Source organism: Actinokineospora sp., assembly GCF_052390155.1.
In the GTDB taxonomy this organism is placed as follows: Bacteria; Actinomycetota; Actinomycetes; order Mycobacteriales; family Pseudonocardiaceae; genus Actinokineospora.
The window spans coordinates 64,087-78,244 of record NZ_JBQTHF010000073.1; the positions used below are offsets into that span (position 1 = coordinate 64,087).

Below are 14,158 nucleotides of genomic sequence, written 5' to 3' on the forward strand. Positions count from 1 at the left end.
TGGCAAGCCGGTACGCCAAACGTGTGCTCCCTTGCGGCCCTAAAGGGTGCGCAAGTTCAGCGGAGAGTCTCGCGAGCACGTGCCTGCTGCCGCCCTCGGGTACAGGACCTTGAGTCTGTTTCCTCGCGGTAGGTGGTGCAGGGAACCGGGGCCGTGCGGGTGTACATGGCGCAGTTGCGGCGCAAGCTGGAGCGGCAGCCGTCGCGGCCGCGCCACCTGATCACGGAGGCGGGGATGGGCTACCGCTTCGAGCTGTAGCGCTCGGGGAAAGCAGGGACACGGTGGGAAAGTACGTCTTATACCGGCGGGCATCCCTGGTGAGCAAACGGAACTTGGCAACCGCCGCGTGGGCACCGATGTAGAAGTCGGGCAGCGTCGTCCGAGGCTCACTCGCCACGGGTCAGGGTCATGATCTCGTCGGTGCTCAGCACGACATCGCCCCGGCCGCGCAAGTTGTCCACGATCCGACGCCCCCGGCGTCGAGGCGTATCGGACCGTCGGAGGCGAACAGCGTCGCCTTCGACGATGAAGTCCACCTCATCGCCGGGGAGCAGACCAAGCTGATCCCGGATGTCGATCGGGATCGTGACCTGCCCCTTGTCCGTTAGTCGCATGGATTCAGAGCAATACTTCGCTGGGCACTACTCCACCGGTTGCTAGCGGCCGAAGACCTGGGTCCAGTAGTAGCCGTCGGTGTCGAGGCCGAGGCCCATGGTCTTCAGGCCGCAGTTGAGGATGTTCGCCCGGTGGCCCGCCGACGCCATCCACGCCGCCATCACCTTCTCGGGCGTGCGCTGGCCCTTGGCGATGTTCTCCGCGCCCGGGCTCGGGTAGCCGGCGGCCTTGGCGCGGTCGACGAACGTGCGGCCGTCGGGGCTGGTGTGGGAGAAGTAGTCCTTGGCGGACATGTCCGCGCTGTGCGCCTGGGCGGCCTGGGTCAGCCTGCTGTCCATGGTCAGCGGCGCGCACCCGGCGTCGGCCCGTTCGGCGTTGGTGATGGCGAGGACCTGGGCCGGGGCGGCGGTGTCCGCAGGCGGGCGCGAGGTCGTCGTGGTGGGTCGGGCGGATGTGGTGGTGACGGGGACCGTGGTCGTGGTGGTCGTCGTCGGAGGCTCGCTGGTGATGGGGGTCGGGATGTCGGTCGGCGGGGGGTCGATCGGCGCCGGTGTCGGGCGCGGGGTCGTGCGCAGGATGTCCAGGGTGACCTGGTCCGGGATGGCGGGGGGGACCTGCGGCACGGCCACGACCGTCGTCACGCCTGCCGTGCTCGCACCCACCGCGAGCGCCACCAGGACGGCAGGCCCGAAGCCACTGCGTCTCCGACGTTGTGTCACGGTCCGGCAACGTACCACTAACGGGTGAAGCCCGTGCTACCCGCTGCGACGTTCCGTCACGAGGGGCTCGTGGTCGGCGGCGGCGTGGTCGTCGGCGGCGTGGTCGGTGGTGTGGTGGTCGGCGGTGCGGTCGGCGGCGTGGTAGTGATCGGCGGAACGATCGTCGTCGTGCGGGTGGTTGTCGGCCGGGTGATGGTGGTCGTCGGCCGAGGGCGGTTCGTGGTGGTTGTGGTGGTCACGTCGGTCGTCGTGGTCGACTCCGTGGTCGACGGGACGGTCGTCTCCGACGACGTGGTCGCGCTGGCGCTCGACCGTGTGGTGCTGCTGGACGACGTGGTGCGGCTGGGGGTCACGGTCACCGACGGCTTCTCCGATCCCGACGACCCGGTGTCCCCCACGGCGAACGCGGCGACGGCCGCGAACACGGTCGACAGCACCACTCCCGCGACACCGAGAACGGCGTACGGCGCGCGGCGAAGGCCGGACTTCTCGTCGTCAGGCGGTGCCACTTCGACTCCGTCACCTGGCTCGGACATGCAGGGCCACCCTCCTTGATCCACCGCGCGAGTCGATCTTCGCCCGGGAACGGCGTATCACGGCGCGGTAACGTACCACCCGGGCGCTGGGCCGCCGATCGGGCGTCCTCTAGTCACCGTCCGTGATCGACACGCGAAGCCGGCACGATGGCCGCGTGACCGACTCGCCGAACCGCGCCGACGACGTGCGCCTGACCGCCTGGGTACGCGGCGACGTGCAGGGTGTCGGCTTCCGGTGGTGGACCCGCGGCCGGGCCCTGGAGTTGGGCCTGTCCGGCTGGGCCCGCAACACCGCGGACGGCCGCGTCGAGGTTGTGGCGGAAGGCGCCCGCGACCTGTGCGACCGGCTGCTGGGCGCCCTGCGGTCCGGCCGCACGCCCGGTGCGGTGGACGCTGTCGTGGAGCAGTGGGGCCTGGCCAAAGGCAACCTGACCGGGTTCGTCGAGCGGTGAGCGAACCCGACCGAACCGAATTGACTGAACCGAATCCGTACCGGAGGCGTAGCTACCGACGTGGTGAGACCACCCGAGCGGGACGAGGAACTTGTCCGTGAGCTCTACAGCCGCTACCGCAGACCGCTGCTCGGCTACGTGCTGCGCGCGGTCGGGGGCGATCACCAGCGCGCGGAGGATGTGGTGCAGGAGACACTGCTGCGGGCCTGGCGCAACGCCGGGTCGCTGCGGGCCGAGCAGGCGGGGCCGTGGCTCTACACGGTCGCCAAGAACCTGGTGATCTCCGGCTACCGCAGACAGAGCGCCCGCGTGACCGAGGTGCCGATCGACGGCGATGACTGGCCGCGCGCCACCGACGAGTTCGAGCAGGTGCTGCAGGGCTGGCAGGTCGCCGAGGCGATGCGGGCGCTGTCGCGTGATCATCGTGCTGTCATCGCCGAACTCTTCTATCGTCGGCGCACGGTTGCCGAGGCCGCGACGGTGCTCGGCGTCCCGCAGGGAACCGTGAAATCCAGGTCTTTCTACGCGTTGCGCGCCCTGCGTGACGCCCTTGAGGAGCGGGGGGTGACCGAACCGTGAGCTGTCCGCGCACCACATCGCTCGGCGCCTATCTGCTCGGCGCCCTCGACCTCGCCGAGCGTGCCGAGTTCGAGGCCCACCTCGCCGCGTGCGAGTCGTGCCGCACCGAACTGGTCCGGCTCGCGCCGCTGCCGGGGCTGCTGCACCGCATCACCACCGCCGACTTCGAGGACGCCGACCCGACCGAGGACGTGCCGACGCCCGCCGCCCTCGACTCGTGGGCACGGCTGGAGGCCGACCAGGACTTCGCCGAGCCCGCCACGCCGGTCGACGAGGTCGCCGCACGCCGGAACCGGGGGCGCCGCCGCCTGCGGGTGCTGGCCGCCGCCGCGGTCGTCGTCGTCGCGCTGGGTGTCGGCGGCGTCGTGGGCTACGGCCTGCTGCGCCCGCCCGCGGCACCGGAGCCGGTCACGGTGAGTTGGTCGGCGACGAACCCGACCAGCGGCGCGCACGCCGACGTCGACCTTATCGACCGCGCGTGGGGCACCGAGGTCCGAATCCGGCTGAGCGAGGTGCCCCCGGGCAAGCCGTGCATGCTCGTCGTGCGCGACCGGGAGGGAAACCGCGAGATCGCGGGCTGGTGGTCCACCGGTTTCACCCCGGACGAGGAGATCCCCGGCAGCACGTCGTTCGACCTGAACAACATCGCCACGGTCGAGGTCGTCACCGAGAAGACGGTGCTGGTGGACGTTCCGGCACCCGCCTGACGGCCCCGCCTCCCCAGGGTGACGGGCCCCCGCAGGTACCCTCGTGCGGGACAGCGGTTGCTGTCGGTCACCTGAAGGGTCTCCTCTCGTGCACCTCAAGAGCCTGACGCTGAAGGGGTTCAAGTCCTTCGCCTCGGCCACGACGCTCAAGTTCGAGCCGGGTATCACCTGCGTCGTGGGACCGAACGGGTCCGGGAAGTCCAACGTGCTCGACGCGTTGCGCTGGGTGATGGGCGAGGGCAGCGCCAAGGGGCTGCGCGGCGGCAAGATGGAGGACGTCATCTTCGCGGGCACCTCCGGGCGCGCGCCGCTGGGCCGTGCCGAGGTCACGCTCACCATCGACAACTCCGACGCCGTGCTGCCGATCGACTACAGCGAGGTCTCGATCACCCGGCGGATGTTCCGCGACGGCGCCAGCGAGTACGAGATCAACGGCAACGGCTGCAGGCTGATGGACGTCCAGGAGCTGCTGTCCGACTCCGGCATCGGCCGCGAGATGCACGTGATCGTCGGGCAGGGCCAGCTCGCGGCGATCCTGGAGTCCAAGCCGGAGGAGCGCCGGGCGTTCATCGAGGAAGCCGCTGGCGTCCTCAAACACCGCAAGCGCAAGGAAAAGGCCATTCGCAAGCTCGACGCGATGCAGGCCAACCTGACCCGGCTCACCGATCTCACCGCCGAGCTGCGCCGCCAGCTCAAGCCGTTGGGCAAGCAGGCCGAGATCGCCCGCAGGGCCCAGTCGGTGCAGTCCGAGCTGCGCGACGCCCGGCTGCGGCTCTACGCCGACGACCTGGTCACCCAGCGCGGTGACATCGCCCGCGAAGAGGCCGACGAGGCCACCGCGCGGCGCAAACGCTCCGAGGTGGAGCAGGCGCTGGAGCTGGGCCAGGCGCGGCAGACCGAGCTGGAGGAGCACCTCGCGGTCGACGCGCCGAAACTCGCCGCCGCACAGGAGACCTGGTACCGGCTCTCCGCGCTGGAGGAGCGGCTGCGCGGCACGGTCCGGCTCGCCGTCGAGCGCGCCCGGCACCTGTCGGCGTCGGTCGAGGCGCCGCGCGGCGGGCGCGACCCGGACGAGCTGGACGAAGAGGCCGAGCACACCGCGATGCGGGAGGCCGAGCTGGCCGAGGCCGTCGCCGAGGCCCGCTACGCGCTGGCCGAGTCCACCGAGCGCCGGGCCGAGCTGGAGCGCCAGGTGCAGGCCGCGGAGAAGGCGCACCTCGCCGCCGTCCGCGCGATCGCCGACCGGCGCGAGGGGCTGGCGCGGCTCTCGGGGCAGGTCGAGGCGCTGCGCAGCAAGACCAATGCCACCGCCGAGGAGATCGAGCGACTGTCGACCGCGCTGGCCGAGGCGAGCGAGCGGGCCGAGGTGGCCGCCGAGGAACTGGCCGAGGCGCAGACCGAGACCGGCCACGAGGACAGCGAAGACGAGGGGCTCGCCGAGCGCCACCAGCGCGCGGTCGAGGCCAACGACGCGGCGAAGGCGCGGATCGAGGAGTTGGTCCGCGCCGAGCGCGCGGCCGAGCGGGAGATCGCGTCCTGGAAGGCCAGGGTGGACGCGCTGTCCCTCGGTCTGTCCAGAAAGGACGGTGCGGGCGCGCTGCTCGCCGCCGCCGACCGGCTGCCCGGACTGCTCGGCTCCGTGGCCGCGCTGCTGACCGTCGAGCCGGGCGCGGAGGCCGCGCTGGCGGCGGCGCTGGGTCCGGTGGCCGACGCGGTGGCTGTCGCCGACCCGGCGGGCGCGATCGACGCGCTGCGGATGCTGCGCGCTGGCGACGCGGGCCGCGCGGGCATGCTCGTCGGCGGTCCGGCCGCCGTGCTTGACCGGCCGAGTTGGCCCACGCTGCCCCCGGGCGCGCGCTGGGCGGTCGACCTGGTGGCGGCGCCCGCCGCGCTGCTGCCCGCCGTGCACCGCGCGCTCGACCGGCTCGCCGTGGTCGACGCGCTGCCCGCCGCCCGCGCGCTGGTCGAGACCTACCCGGATGTCCGCGCGGTCACCGCCGAGGGCGACCTGCTCGGCGCGCACTGGGCCGTGGGCGGCTCGGAGCGCGCGCGGAGCGTCATCGAGGTGCAGGCGGCGGTCGACGAGGCCAACGCCAAGCTGGGCGCCGCCGAGCGGGCGCTGGAGCAGTCCGCCGCCGCGTTGGAGGGTGCCCGGGCCGAGCAGCAGGCGCGCCGGGCCGACGTCGGCTCGGTCAAGGACGCGGTCAACGAGGCCAAGGTGCGCGCGGCGCGCTCGTCGGAGCGGCTCAACCGGCTGCGCCAGGCGGTGCGCTCGGCGCAGGCCGAGGTCGAGCGGGCCGTCGACCAGCGGACCAAGGTCGAGCAAGCGCGCGAAGAGGCCCTGGTCAAGCTCGCCGACCTGGAGGAACGGCTGGTCGTCGTGCAGGAGCAGCCGATGGAGTCCGAGCCGGACTCCGCCGAGCGCGACGAGTACACCGCCGCGCTCGCCTCCTCCCGCCAGGAGGAGATGGAGGGCAGGCTCACCCTGCGCACCGAAGAGGAGCGGCACCGCGCGTTGCAGGGCAAGGCCGACGGGCTGCGCCGGGCCGCGCGCGCCGAGCGGGAGGCCCGCGAGCGGGCGTCGCGGGCGATGGCGGCCCGCGAGCGCGGCGCCACCGTGGCCCAGGCCGTGGTCGACGGCGGTGGGCTGGCACTGGCGCGCATCGCGGTGTCGCTGGCCCGCGCCGCCGAGGAACGCGACGTCATCCAGGCCGAGCGGGCCGACCGCGAACGCCTGCTGACCGACGTGCGCGGCAAGGTCCGCGAACTGGCGGGCGAGCTGGAGAAGCTGACCGACGCCGTGCACCGCGACGAGGTGTTGCGCGCGGAGCAGCGGCTGCGGCTGGAGCAACTGGAGACCCGGATCGCGGAGAGCTTCGGCATCGGCCTCGAAGACTTGGTCGCCGAGTACGGGCCGAACCTGCCGGTGCCGCCGAGCCCGGCCGAACTGGCCGAGTACGAGGAGGCGAAGGAGCGCGGCGAGGAGGTCACCCTGCCGCCCTCGACGCCGTACGACCGCGAGACCCAGGCCCGCCGCGCCAAGCGCGCCGAACGCGACCTCGCGCTGCTCGGCAAGGTGAACCCGCTGGCGCTGGAGGAGTTCGCGGCGCTGGAGGAGCGCTACAAGTTCCTCTCCACCCAGCTCGAAGACCTCAAGGCCACCCGGCGCGACCTGCTGACGGTGATCAAGGAGGTCGACGACAAGATCCTTGAGGTCTTCATCTCCGCCTACACCGACGTCGCGCGCGAGTTCGAGATCGTCTTCGACGTGCTGTTCCCCGGCGGCGAGGGCCGGATGATCCTCACCGATCCCGACGACCCGCTGAGCACCGGCGTCGACGTCGAGGCCCGCCCGCCGGGCAAGAAGGTCAAGCGTTTGTCGCTGCTGTCGGGCGGGGAGAAGTCGCTGGTCGCGGTGGCCATGCTGGTCGCGATCTTCCGGGCCCGACCGTCGCCGTTCTACGTGATGGACGAGGTCGAGGCCGCCCTGGACGACACCAACATGCGGCGCCTGATCGGGCTGATGGAGCAGTTGCGGGCCAGTTCGCAGCTCATCATCATCACCCACCAGAAGGCGACCATGGAGATCGCGGACGCCCTCTACGGCGTCAGCATGCGCGGCGACGGCATCACCCAGGTCATTTCCCAGCGCCTCGTCCGAACCCCGGAAACCGCCGAACCGGCCGCCTAAAGAAACCGCCCCACCCGGAATACCGGGCGGGGCGGTCGGAAAATCACTTTCAGGCGCGCGTCTTCCGCGACGACTGGAAGGTCAGGACCGCGGCGACGGTGGACGCGATCGCGACGACCAGGCCGATGATCAGGCCGAAACCGGCGCCGGAGGAAAAGCCCGAGTCGCCGCCAAGGACGCCGATCCCGCCGTCGTCCGGCAGAGTCAGCCAGCGGATCAGAATGATCACCACGGCCGCTCCCGCGAGCCCCAGCCAGATCATCGTCTTGTTGGGGACGGCGGTCCCCAGGTGCGGCAGCACGATCACGACGGCGGCCGCGATCAGCAGCAGGATCGGCAGCCAGCCGCCGATCCCGATGCTCCAGGCGCTGAGCGAGCCGCCCGCGTCGAATCCGAGCGACGGGCCGCTGAAGGACACCGAGTACCACGGGAAGAAACTGACCAGGAACGCGAGCGCGCCCGCGCCGATGCCTGCCCACTCGATCGGCGACACACGCTTTGCGTCGAAACTTGCCATCGGCTGAGACCTCTCTAACAAACGGGGTAGGACACCGGATGGTCGTCCGGGAGTCTCTCGCGCGGCGGACCGCCGCGAGGGTGGACAAAGTATGGGCTGATCCGATCGTTCCGCAAATAACAGGACCGTCTCAAGATCGGAAAACTGCCCGTCTGGGCGACGAAAGGCGCCCCGAAAGGTGTCGGGCGGTCACAGCGCGGAAAGTCCCGGTCGCTTTCGGCAGCCGTTCCGTCCACTTGAGCCTGCCGCCGGTAATCCGCTCGCGCGGACGACCCCCGGGCGTTCACGATTTCGGGTATGTACGCCATCCGTCCCGCCGTGCCCGCCGACCAGCCCGCCGTCGTCGCCCTGCTCGCCCGGCTGCAGGCCGACCCGGCGCACCACGTCGGCTACCACGGGGTCACCGCCGAGGAGATCGCCGAGGAGCTGGCGGGCTTCGCGCCCGACTGGGCGTCCTGCGCGGTCGTCGGCACCGACGGCGACGGCGTGCTCCGCGCGGTGCTCAGCACGGAGACCGACACCGACATCGGGCGGGCGTGGCTGCACGGGCCGTTCGTCGACGTGCCCGAGTCGCATCCGGCCGGGCGGCAGGCGTGGCACAACACCGCCGACGACCTGCTCGACAACGCGTTGCCCACGCTGGCGGGCATCGCCCAGCTCGAACTCTACGGCCACCGACAGAACCGCAGGCTGGGCGACTTCGCGGCCCGGCACGGGTTCACCGCCACAGGGTCGAGCCGGGTGTTCACCCTCACCGGGTCGGCGCTGCGGTCCGTGCTGGTCTGCGTGGCGGGGTCGGACGACGGCCCGCGACCGCTCGGCACCGACCCGGACGTCCGCGCCCAGGTGATCGAGCTGCACGAGCGCAGCTTCCCCCACCGCAACGCGTCCGGCAGACACCTGGTCGACGGCGCGCGCGGGCACACCGTCGTGGTCCTGACCGGCGCGGACGGCGTCATCGGCTACGCGGCGGGCTTCGTGCAGCAGGAGGAGTTCTACGTCGACTATGTGGCGGTCGACCCGAACATGCGGGCCGCCGGGGCGGGTCGGGCGCTGGTTCGCGCGCTGCTGCGGACACTGGCCGCCGAGCACGGCGCGCGCGGCCAGGCCGCCGCGGTGATCTCGCTCGGCAACGACAGCTCGGAGCGGATGTTCGCCGCGCTCGGCTTCGAGCTGCACCTGGAGCTGGTGAGCTATCGGCGCGAATGACCGCCGCGCTGGTCCAGCAAGAGTTCACTCGTTAGGGTGACGCCCGTTCGTGATCACCCGACCGCGAGGAGTGCCCGCGATGTCCCGTGTCCCGTTAGCCCGCCGCCGAGTCCTCGCCGCCGGGGCCGCCGCCGCGGTCGTCGTGGCGTTCGATCCGGTGGGGCTCGGCTGGGTGACCAGGGCACAGGCGGACGCGGGCACGGGCGGGCTCGCCGTCCCGGACCTCGACGGCGAACTCGTCACCGACGCGGCGGCGCTGGCCGAGGCCGCCGAGGACTACGGCCAGATCGCGCACCGCCGACCGCGGGCGGTACTGCGGCCCGGCTCGGTGCGGGACATCGTCGAGATCGTGCGGTTCGCCAACCGGAACGGGCTGTCGGTGGCCGTGCGCGGCCAGGCGCACTCCGTGTTCGGCCAGGCCCAGGCCCCGGCGGGGGTGGTGATCGACTCGCGGACGCTCGCCGAGATCCGCTCGGTCGGCCCGGGCGCCGCCGTGGTCGACGCGGGCGTCACCTGGCTCGACCTGGTGCGGGCGACCGTGCCGCGGGGCCTCACCCCGCCCGTCGCCACCGACTACTTGGGGCTGTCCATCGGCGGCACGCTGTCCGTCGGCGGCATCGGCGGCGCCAGCTCCCGGCACGGCCTGCTGGTCGACACCGTCCTGGCGTTGGAGGTCGTCACCGGCGCGGGCGAGTTGGTCCGCTGCTCGCCGCGGGCGAACCGGGAGCTGTTCGACGCCGTCCTCGGCGGACTCGGCCAGTACGCGGTCATCGTGCGCGCGACCGTGGTGCTGGTCCCGGCCGAGACCACCGCCCGGGTGTACCGGCTGAGCTACCCGGACCTCGGCTCGTTCACCGCCGCCCAGCGCACCGCGCTCGCCGACGGCCGGTTCTCCTACCTGGAGGGCCAGGTCGTGCCGGGGGAGGGCGGCTGGGACTTCGTCCTCGAAGGCGTCGTCTACTTCACCCCGCCTAACGCCCCGGACGACGCGCGCGTCGTGCGCGGACTGCCCGCGCCCGCAGCGACCGAGATCGCCGAACTGCCCTATTTCGCCTGGCTGGACCGCATCACCGCGCTCGTCGAGCAGCTCCGCGCGCTCAAGCTGCCGAACCCGTGGCTCAACCTGTTCCTGCCCGACGACGCCACGGACCGCTACGTCGCCGGCCTGCTGTCGCGCCTCGCCCCGGCCGACGTCAACGGCCCGATCCTGCTCTACCCGGTGCCGCGCGGGCGGTTGACCCGGCCGCTTGTCGCGGTGCCGGACAGCCCGGTGGTGTTCCTGCTGTCCATCCTGCGCGCGGTGGCGCCGGACGAGGCGACCGTGCGCAGACTCCTCGCCGACAACCGGGCCGAGTACGAGCGGGCCCGCGCCCTGGGCGCCAAGCAGTACCCGATCGGCGCGATCCCGACGCGTCCCGCGGACTGGCCGTCGCACTACGGCGCCCAGTACCCGCGCGCCCGACACGCGAAGGCCATCTTCGACCCGCGCGGCGTGCTCGCCCCCGAACAGGGCGTGTTCGGCTAGTAGCGGCCCGGATCGCCGAAAGCCGAGGTTGGTGGTAGCCCTCAGCCCGCCGCGCGGACGACCACATCGCGCGCTCCGGCCAGTCGGGCGAGCTGTTCGTCGAAGGTGCACAGCACCGCGCCGTTGGTCTGCGCGGTCAGCAGCACGATCGCGTCCGGCATCTTCAGCCCGGTATGCGCCCGCATGGTGGCCAGCGCGACGGCGTCGGTGGCGGGTAGGTCCAGGGCGACCACGCCGAGCCTGTCGATGGCCTGTTGGACCTGGGCGTAGCGCCCGGTCAGGATCGGGCCGACCAGAACCTCCGCCATGGTCAGGGCACTGACCCGCAGCGGGATGTCCCCCGTGGTGGCCAGCAGCCGGGTGGCCCGCTCGTGATGGGCGTCTCGGGCGTCGAGGTGTGCGATGAGCACGCACGCGTCGAGCACGATCACGCGGGCCACTCCTCGCGCAGTTCGGCCAGGTAGTGCTCGCCGTAGGCGCCGGTACCCGCGCCCGCGGTGTCCGCCACGGCCGCGCGGCGGGCGTCGGCGGATTCCCGCAGCGCCCGGTGGCCTTCGGCGATCAAGCGGTGAAGCAGCTCGCCGGGCCGGTCGCGGAGTTCGGGCCAGCGACCGGCGGCGGTAGCCATGGCCGCGTGCACGGGGTCGGTCTCGGTGATCGTGTGACGCGGTCGCGCGGTCGGCATACCGCCAAGTGTTGCACCTTCGTCGGAAAGTGCAACACCTGGCGGTGGGTCAGGCGGCCTTGGCGGCCTCCACTGGTTCGTCGTCGCGATCGGGGCGATCGGGGGTGCCTCGGTGGCGGAGGGCGAGCAGGCCGCCGACGATCAACGTCACCGCGACGCCCAGGGGTGTGAACCAGGGGAAGGCCAGTGCCACGGTGTCGCCGGACGCCTTGGCGAAGTCGATGCCGACGAAGTCGCCGGACTTCTTGCTGAACTTCACGCCCAGGATGACGAAGGCCATCACCGCCACCGTGGCCAGGAACGCGATGATCGCGTCCAACTGCCGCGCCTTGCGCACCAGCAGGCCGAGCAGGAACGCGCCGAGCAGCGCGCCGTAGGTGTAGCCGGTGATGGCGAGCGCGGTCTCCACGATCGGGTTCTTGGTCGTGGTGAACATCGACGCGAACACGATCAGCGCGCCCGCCCAGACCACCGTCCAGATCCGGCCCTGCTTGAGCAGTTCGGCGTCGGACAACGGGCGCCGCACGACCTTCTGGTAGACGTCGGTGACCGTCGAGGAGGCCAGCGCGCCCAGCGACGAACTCAGCGCGGCGGCGAGGATGCCCGCGATGACGAACCCGGACAGTCCACTCGGCAGCTCGTTGACGATGAACGACGCGAACAACTCGTCATTCGTTGTCAGGCCCAGTTCGGTGACCGGGTTGAGTCCTTTGTAGAACGACCACAGCATGGTGCCGATGAACAGGAACAGGCCGAACTGGAAGAACACCACGACACCGCTGGCGATCAGCGCCTTCTGGCTGGCCTTGACGTCGTTGCAGGCCATGAGCCGCTGCACGATGAGCTGGTCGGCACCGTGCGAGGCCATCGACAGCACCGCGCCGCCGAGCACGGCGGTGATGAACGAGTAGTTGTTGCTCAGCGGGGCGCTGGCGAAGTCGAAGAGCTGGGTCTTGCCCGCGTCGATGGCCGAGCCCAGCCAGCCGTCCGGGAGCTTGCCCGAGAGCACCACGACCACCGCGACGCCGCCCACGACGTACCAGAGCATCTGGATGGCGTCGACCCACACGACCGCGCGGACGCCGCCGAAGAAGGTGTAGACCACCATGGCGACCCCGAGCACGGCGACGATCTGCCAGTACGCGGCGTTCACCCCGTACGCGGCCAGCACGACCTTGATCGGGATGGCGGTGGCGAACAGCCGCACGCCGTCGGCGAGCAGGCGGGTGAACAGGAACGTCACCGACGCGGTGCCCTGCATGCCCGAGCCGAAGCGCTTGCCGAGGAAGTTGTACGCCGTGGTCATGTTGCCCGCGACGTAGCGGGGCAGCAGCACGAACGACACTACGATGCGGCCCATCACGTAGCCGATCGCGAGCTGGAGATAGGTGAAGGCGCCGAGGTAGGCGACCGTCGGCACGCTCAGCACGGTCAGCGTGGAGGTCTCCGCGGACACCACCGACAGGCACGCGACCCACCAGGAGATCTTGCCTTCGCCGACGAAGTAGTCGTTGGCCGACTTCTGTCTGCCCGCGATCAGGATGCCCAGCACGGGCATGCCGACCAGGAAGACCACGATGATCGCGAGGTCAAGGGCGCGCACGAGATCCTCCAACTTGCTCGGGGACGGGGGTGACGATCCGCAGGGAGTGCACGGGTCCTGCCGCCGGGTCCGGCAGCCGCACGGGCGTGGCGCCGGGAGTGATGCTGCCGAGCAGCCGGGGGCCCGCGGCCCCGGTCGCGGCGTCCACCGGGATGCCCTGCCAGGTGAGGAAACCCAGCAGCGCGGCGAGGTACGCCTCCTTGGCGTCGACGGGCACGCCCAGTTCGGCGGTGGTGGTCAGCTCGGCGGGGGCGAGGGCGGCGGCCAGCGCGGTCATCAGCGCCGGGTTGTGCACGCCGCCGCCGGAGGCGAGGACCCGGGTGACGCCGTGCGCGCGGCAGGCGTCGGCGACGGTGGCCGCGGTCAGCGCGACCAGGGTGGCCAGCAGGTCCGCGTCGCCCACCGCGGGCACCCGGCCGAGCGCGGCGGCCAGGTGTCCGTCGTGGAAGTACTCCTTGCCGGTCGACTTCGGCGGCGGGGCCGCGTAGTACGGGTCGGCCAGCAGGACGTCGAGCAGGTCGCGGCGGACGGTGCCGCGGGCGGCGAGCGCGCCGTCGGTGTCGCGGTCGGCTCCGGTGCGCAGCCGGGCCGCGGTGTCGAGCAGGGCGTTGGCGGGGCCGGTGTCGAAGGCGACCGCGGGGGAGCCGGGCGCGAGGACGGTGACGTTCGCGATGCCGCCGAGGTTCAGCGCGGCGACCGGTGCGTCCGATATGTCCGATGTGGACAGCGTTGGTGTGGACAGCAGAAGTCTGTCTAGGACAACCGCGAGGGGGGCGCCGTGTCCGCCGGCGGCGACGTCGCGGGCGCGCAGGTCGGCGACCACCGGCAGGCCCGTCGCCTCCGCGATCCACGCGGGCTGCCCGACCTGCAGGGTGCCGCGGCAGGTGCCGCCGTCGACCCAGTGGTAGAGCGTCTGGCCCAGGGACGCCACCAGGTCGGCGCCGTCCGCGCCGATCGCGGCGACGGCGGCGCGGGCGAACGCGCGGCCGACCTCGGTGTCCACACGGCACAGCCGCTCGGCCGTACACCCGTTCGGCGGCAACGCCTCCAGCAGCATGGCGCGCAGTTCGGCCGGGTACGCGACGTCGATGTGGCGCACCGGCAGCAGTTCCACCGCGCCGTCGCGCACGCGCAGGTCGACCACCGCGACGTCGATGCCGTCCATCGACGTACCGGAGATCAGCCCGACCACGCGGCACCAGTCCATGGTCTTGTGGTCTATTCCACCCGGCGTGGATGCGCAAGAGGCAAGTTGGTTATTGACCAAATTGGTGTAGACCTGGTTTGTGGCTCACCGGGCGCGGCGGCCGGTGGCCCGGC

The 14,158-nt window shown here is 71.9% G+C and carries 14 protein-coding genes and 1 pseudogene; 8 read left to right on the top strand and 7 right to left on the bottom strand.

Going from position 1 to position 14,158, the window contains the following annotated elements:
- Positions 1 to 153: 153 nt before the first annotated feature.
- Positions 154 to 258 (top strand): annotated as a pseudogene (locus ACT4N7_RS24080) (winged helix-turn-helix domain-containing protein); the annotation flags it as partial.
- A 128-nt stretch (positions 259 to 386) separates the two neighbouring features.
- Here the strand turns inward: ACT4N7_RS24080 and ACT4N7_RS24085 are convergent.
- Both ACT4N7_RS24085 and ACT4N7_RS24090 read right to left on the bottom strand, forming a co-directional pair.
- Positions 387 to 614: an AbrB/MazE/SpoVT family DNA-binding domain-containing protein gene (locus tag ACT4N7_RS24085; RefSeq protein ID WP_444831108.1), complete on the bottom strand. Its 228-nt coding sequence runs from the start codon at positions 612 to 614 to the stop codon at positions 387 to 389.
- A gap of 42 nt (positions 615 to 656) precedes the next feature.
- Complete coding sequence (locus ACT4N7_RS24090) at positions 657 to 1,334, bottom strand: CAP domain-containing protein (RefSeq protein WP_444831109.1); 678 nt, start codon at positions 1,332 to 1,334, stop codon at positions 657 to 659.
- A gap of 33 nt (positions 1,335 to 1,367) precedes the next feature.
- On the opposite strand from ACT4N7_RS24090, the gene ACT4N7_RS24095 reads away from it, so the two are divergent.
- The 5 genes from ACT4N7_RS24095 (at position 1,368) to smc (ending at position 7,299) form a co-directional block, all read left to right on the top strand.
- On the top strand, positions 1,368 to 1,889 hold the full coding sequence (locus tag ACT4N7_RS24095; RefSeq protein WP_444831110.1) for a hypothetical protein: 522 nt from the start codon (positions 1,368 to 1,370) through the stop codon (positions 1,887 to 1,889).
- A 136-nt stretch (positions 1,890 to 2,025) separates the two neighbouring features.
- Positions 2,026 to 2,322 carry an acylphosphatase gene (locus tag ACT4N7_RS24100; protein WP_444831111.1) on the top strand — a complete coding sequence of 99 codons (297 nt, stop codon included), beginning with the start codon at positions 2,026 to 2,028 and terminating at the stop codon, positions 2,320 to 2,322.
- Positions 2,323 to 2,382: 60 nt separating this feature from the next.
- Positions 2,383 to 2,901 (top strand): sigma-70 family RNA polymerase sigma factor, encoded by a 519-nt coding sequence (locus ACT4N7_RS24105; RefSeq protein ID WP_444831112.1) that lies wholly within the window; start codon positions 2,383 to 2,385, stop codon positions 2,899 to 2,901.
- Positions 2,898 to 3,608 carry an anti-sigma factor family protein gene (locus ACT4N7_RS24110; RefSeq protein ID WP_444831113.1) on the top strand — a complete coding sequence of 237 codons (711 nt, stop codon included), beginning with the start codon at positions 2,898 to 2,900 and terminating at the stop codon, positions 3,606 to 3,608. The genes ACT4N7_RS24105 and ACT4N7_RS24110 overlap by 4 nt, the downstream gene beginning before the upstream one ends.
- Positions 3,609 to 3,696: 88 nt before the next feature.
- A complete protein-coding gene (gene smc / locus ACT4N7_RS24115) occupies positions 3,697 to 7,299 on the top strand; it encodes a chromosome segregation protein SMC (RefSeq protein WP_444831114.1) in 3,603 nt (1,200 codons plus the stop codon).
- A 49-nt stretch (positions 7,300 to 7,348) separates the two neighbouring features.
- Here smc and ACT4N7_RS24120 read toward each other — a convergent pair whose 3' ends face one another.
- On the bottom strand, positions 7,349 to 7,816 hold the full coding sequence (locus ACT4N7_RS24120; RefSeq protein WP_444831115.1) for a hypothetical protein: 468 nt from the start codon (positions 7,814 to 7,816) through the stop codon (positions 7,349 to 7,351).
- A gap of 297 nt (positions 7,817 to 8,113) precedes the next feature.
- Between ACT4N7_RS24120 and ACT4N7_RS24125 the strand changes: the two genes are divergently transcribed.
- Together ACT4N7_RS24125 and ACT4N7_RS24130 are read left to right on the top strand one after the other, a co-directional pair.
- Positions 8,114 to 9,025: a GNAT family N-acetyltransferase gene (locus ACT4N7_RS24125; protein WP_444831116.1), complete on the top strand. Its 912-nt coding sequence runs from the start codon at positions 8,114 to 8,116 to the stop codon at positions 9,023 to 9,025.
- A gap of 79 nt (positions 9,026 to 9,104) precedes the next feature.
- Positions 9,105 to 10,550, top strand: a complete 1,446-nt coding sequence (locus ACT4N7_RS24130; RefSeq protein WP_444831117.1) for an FAD-binding protein — start codon at positions 9,105 to 9,107, stop codon at positions 10,548 to 10,550.
- Positions 10,551 to 10,591: 41 nt separating this feature from the next.
- On the opposite strand, the gene ACT4N7_RS24135 is transcribed toward ACT4N7_RS24130, so the two are convergent.
- Genes ACT4N7_RS24135 through ACT4N7_RS24150 form a run of 4 tightly spaced genes read right to left on the bottom strand, consistent with a single transcriptional unit; the run spans position 10,592 to position 14,045 of the window.
- Complete coding sequence (locus tag ACT4N7_RS24135) at positions 10,592 to 10,981, bottom strand: type II toxin-antitoxin system VapC family toxin (RefSeq protein ID WP_444831118.1); 390 nt, start codon at positions 10,979 to 10,981, stop codon at positions 10,592 to 10,594.
- A complete protein-coding gene (locus tag ACT4N7_RS24140) occupies positions 10,978 to 11,235 on the bottom strand; it encodes a hypothetical protein (protein WP_444831119.1) in 258 nt (85 codons plus the stop codon). Before ACT4N7_RS24140 ends, ACT4N7_RS24135 begins: the two co-directional genes overlap by 4 nt.
- Before the next feature lie 49 nt (positions 11,236 to 11,284).
- Positions 11,285 to 12,838: a sodium:solute symporter gene (locus ACT4N7_RS24145; protein ID WP_444831120.1), complete on the bottom strand. Its 1,554-nt coding sequence runs from the start codon at positions 12,836 to 12,838 to the stop codon at positions 11,285 to 11,287.
- Positions 12,825 to 14,045, bottom strand: coding sequence for an anhydro-N-acetylmuramic acid kinase (locus ACT4N7_RS24150; RefSeq protein WP_444831121.1), 1,221 nt, complete (start codon positions 14,043 to 14,045; stop codon positions 12,825 to 12,827). The genes ACT4N7_RS24145 and ACT4N7_RS24150 overlap by 14 nt, the downstream gene beginning before the upstream one ends.
- Positions 14,046 to 14,158 lie beyond the last annotated feature (113 nt).

Excerpts from the sequence above, each read along its gene's own strand:
- ACT4N7_RS24140 (WP_444831119.1), bottom strand. The coding sequence starts at position 11,235 with ATGCCGACCGCGCGACCGCGTCACACGATCACCGAGACCGACCCCGTG.
- ACT4N7_RS24125 (WP_444831116.1), top strand. The coding sequence starts at position 8,114 with ATGTACGCCATCCGTCCCGCCGTGCCCGCCGACCAGCCCGCCGTCGTC.
- ACT4N7_RS24120 (WP_444831115.1), bottom strand. The coding sequence starts at position 7,816 with ATGGCAAGTTTCGACGCAAAGCGTGTGTCGCCGATCGAGTGGGCAGGC.
- ACT4N7_RS24150 (WP_444831121.1), bottom strand. The coding sequence starts at position 14,045 with ATGGACTGGTGCCGCGTGGTCGGGCTGATCTCCGGTACGTCGATGGAC.
- ACT4N7_RS24130 (WP_444831117.1), top strand. The coding sequence starts at position 9,105 with ATGTCCCGTGTCCCGTTAGCCCGCCGCCGAGTCCTCGCCGCCGGGGCC.
- ACT4N7_RS24085 (WP_444831108.1), bottom strand. The coding sequence starts at position 614 with ATGCGACTAACGGACAAGGGGCAGGTCACGATCCCGATCGACATCCGG.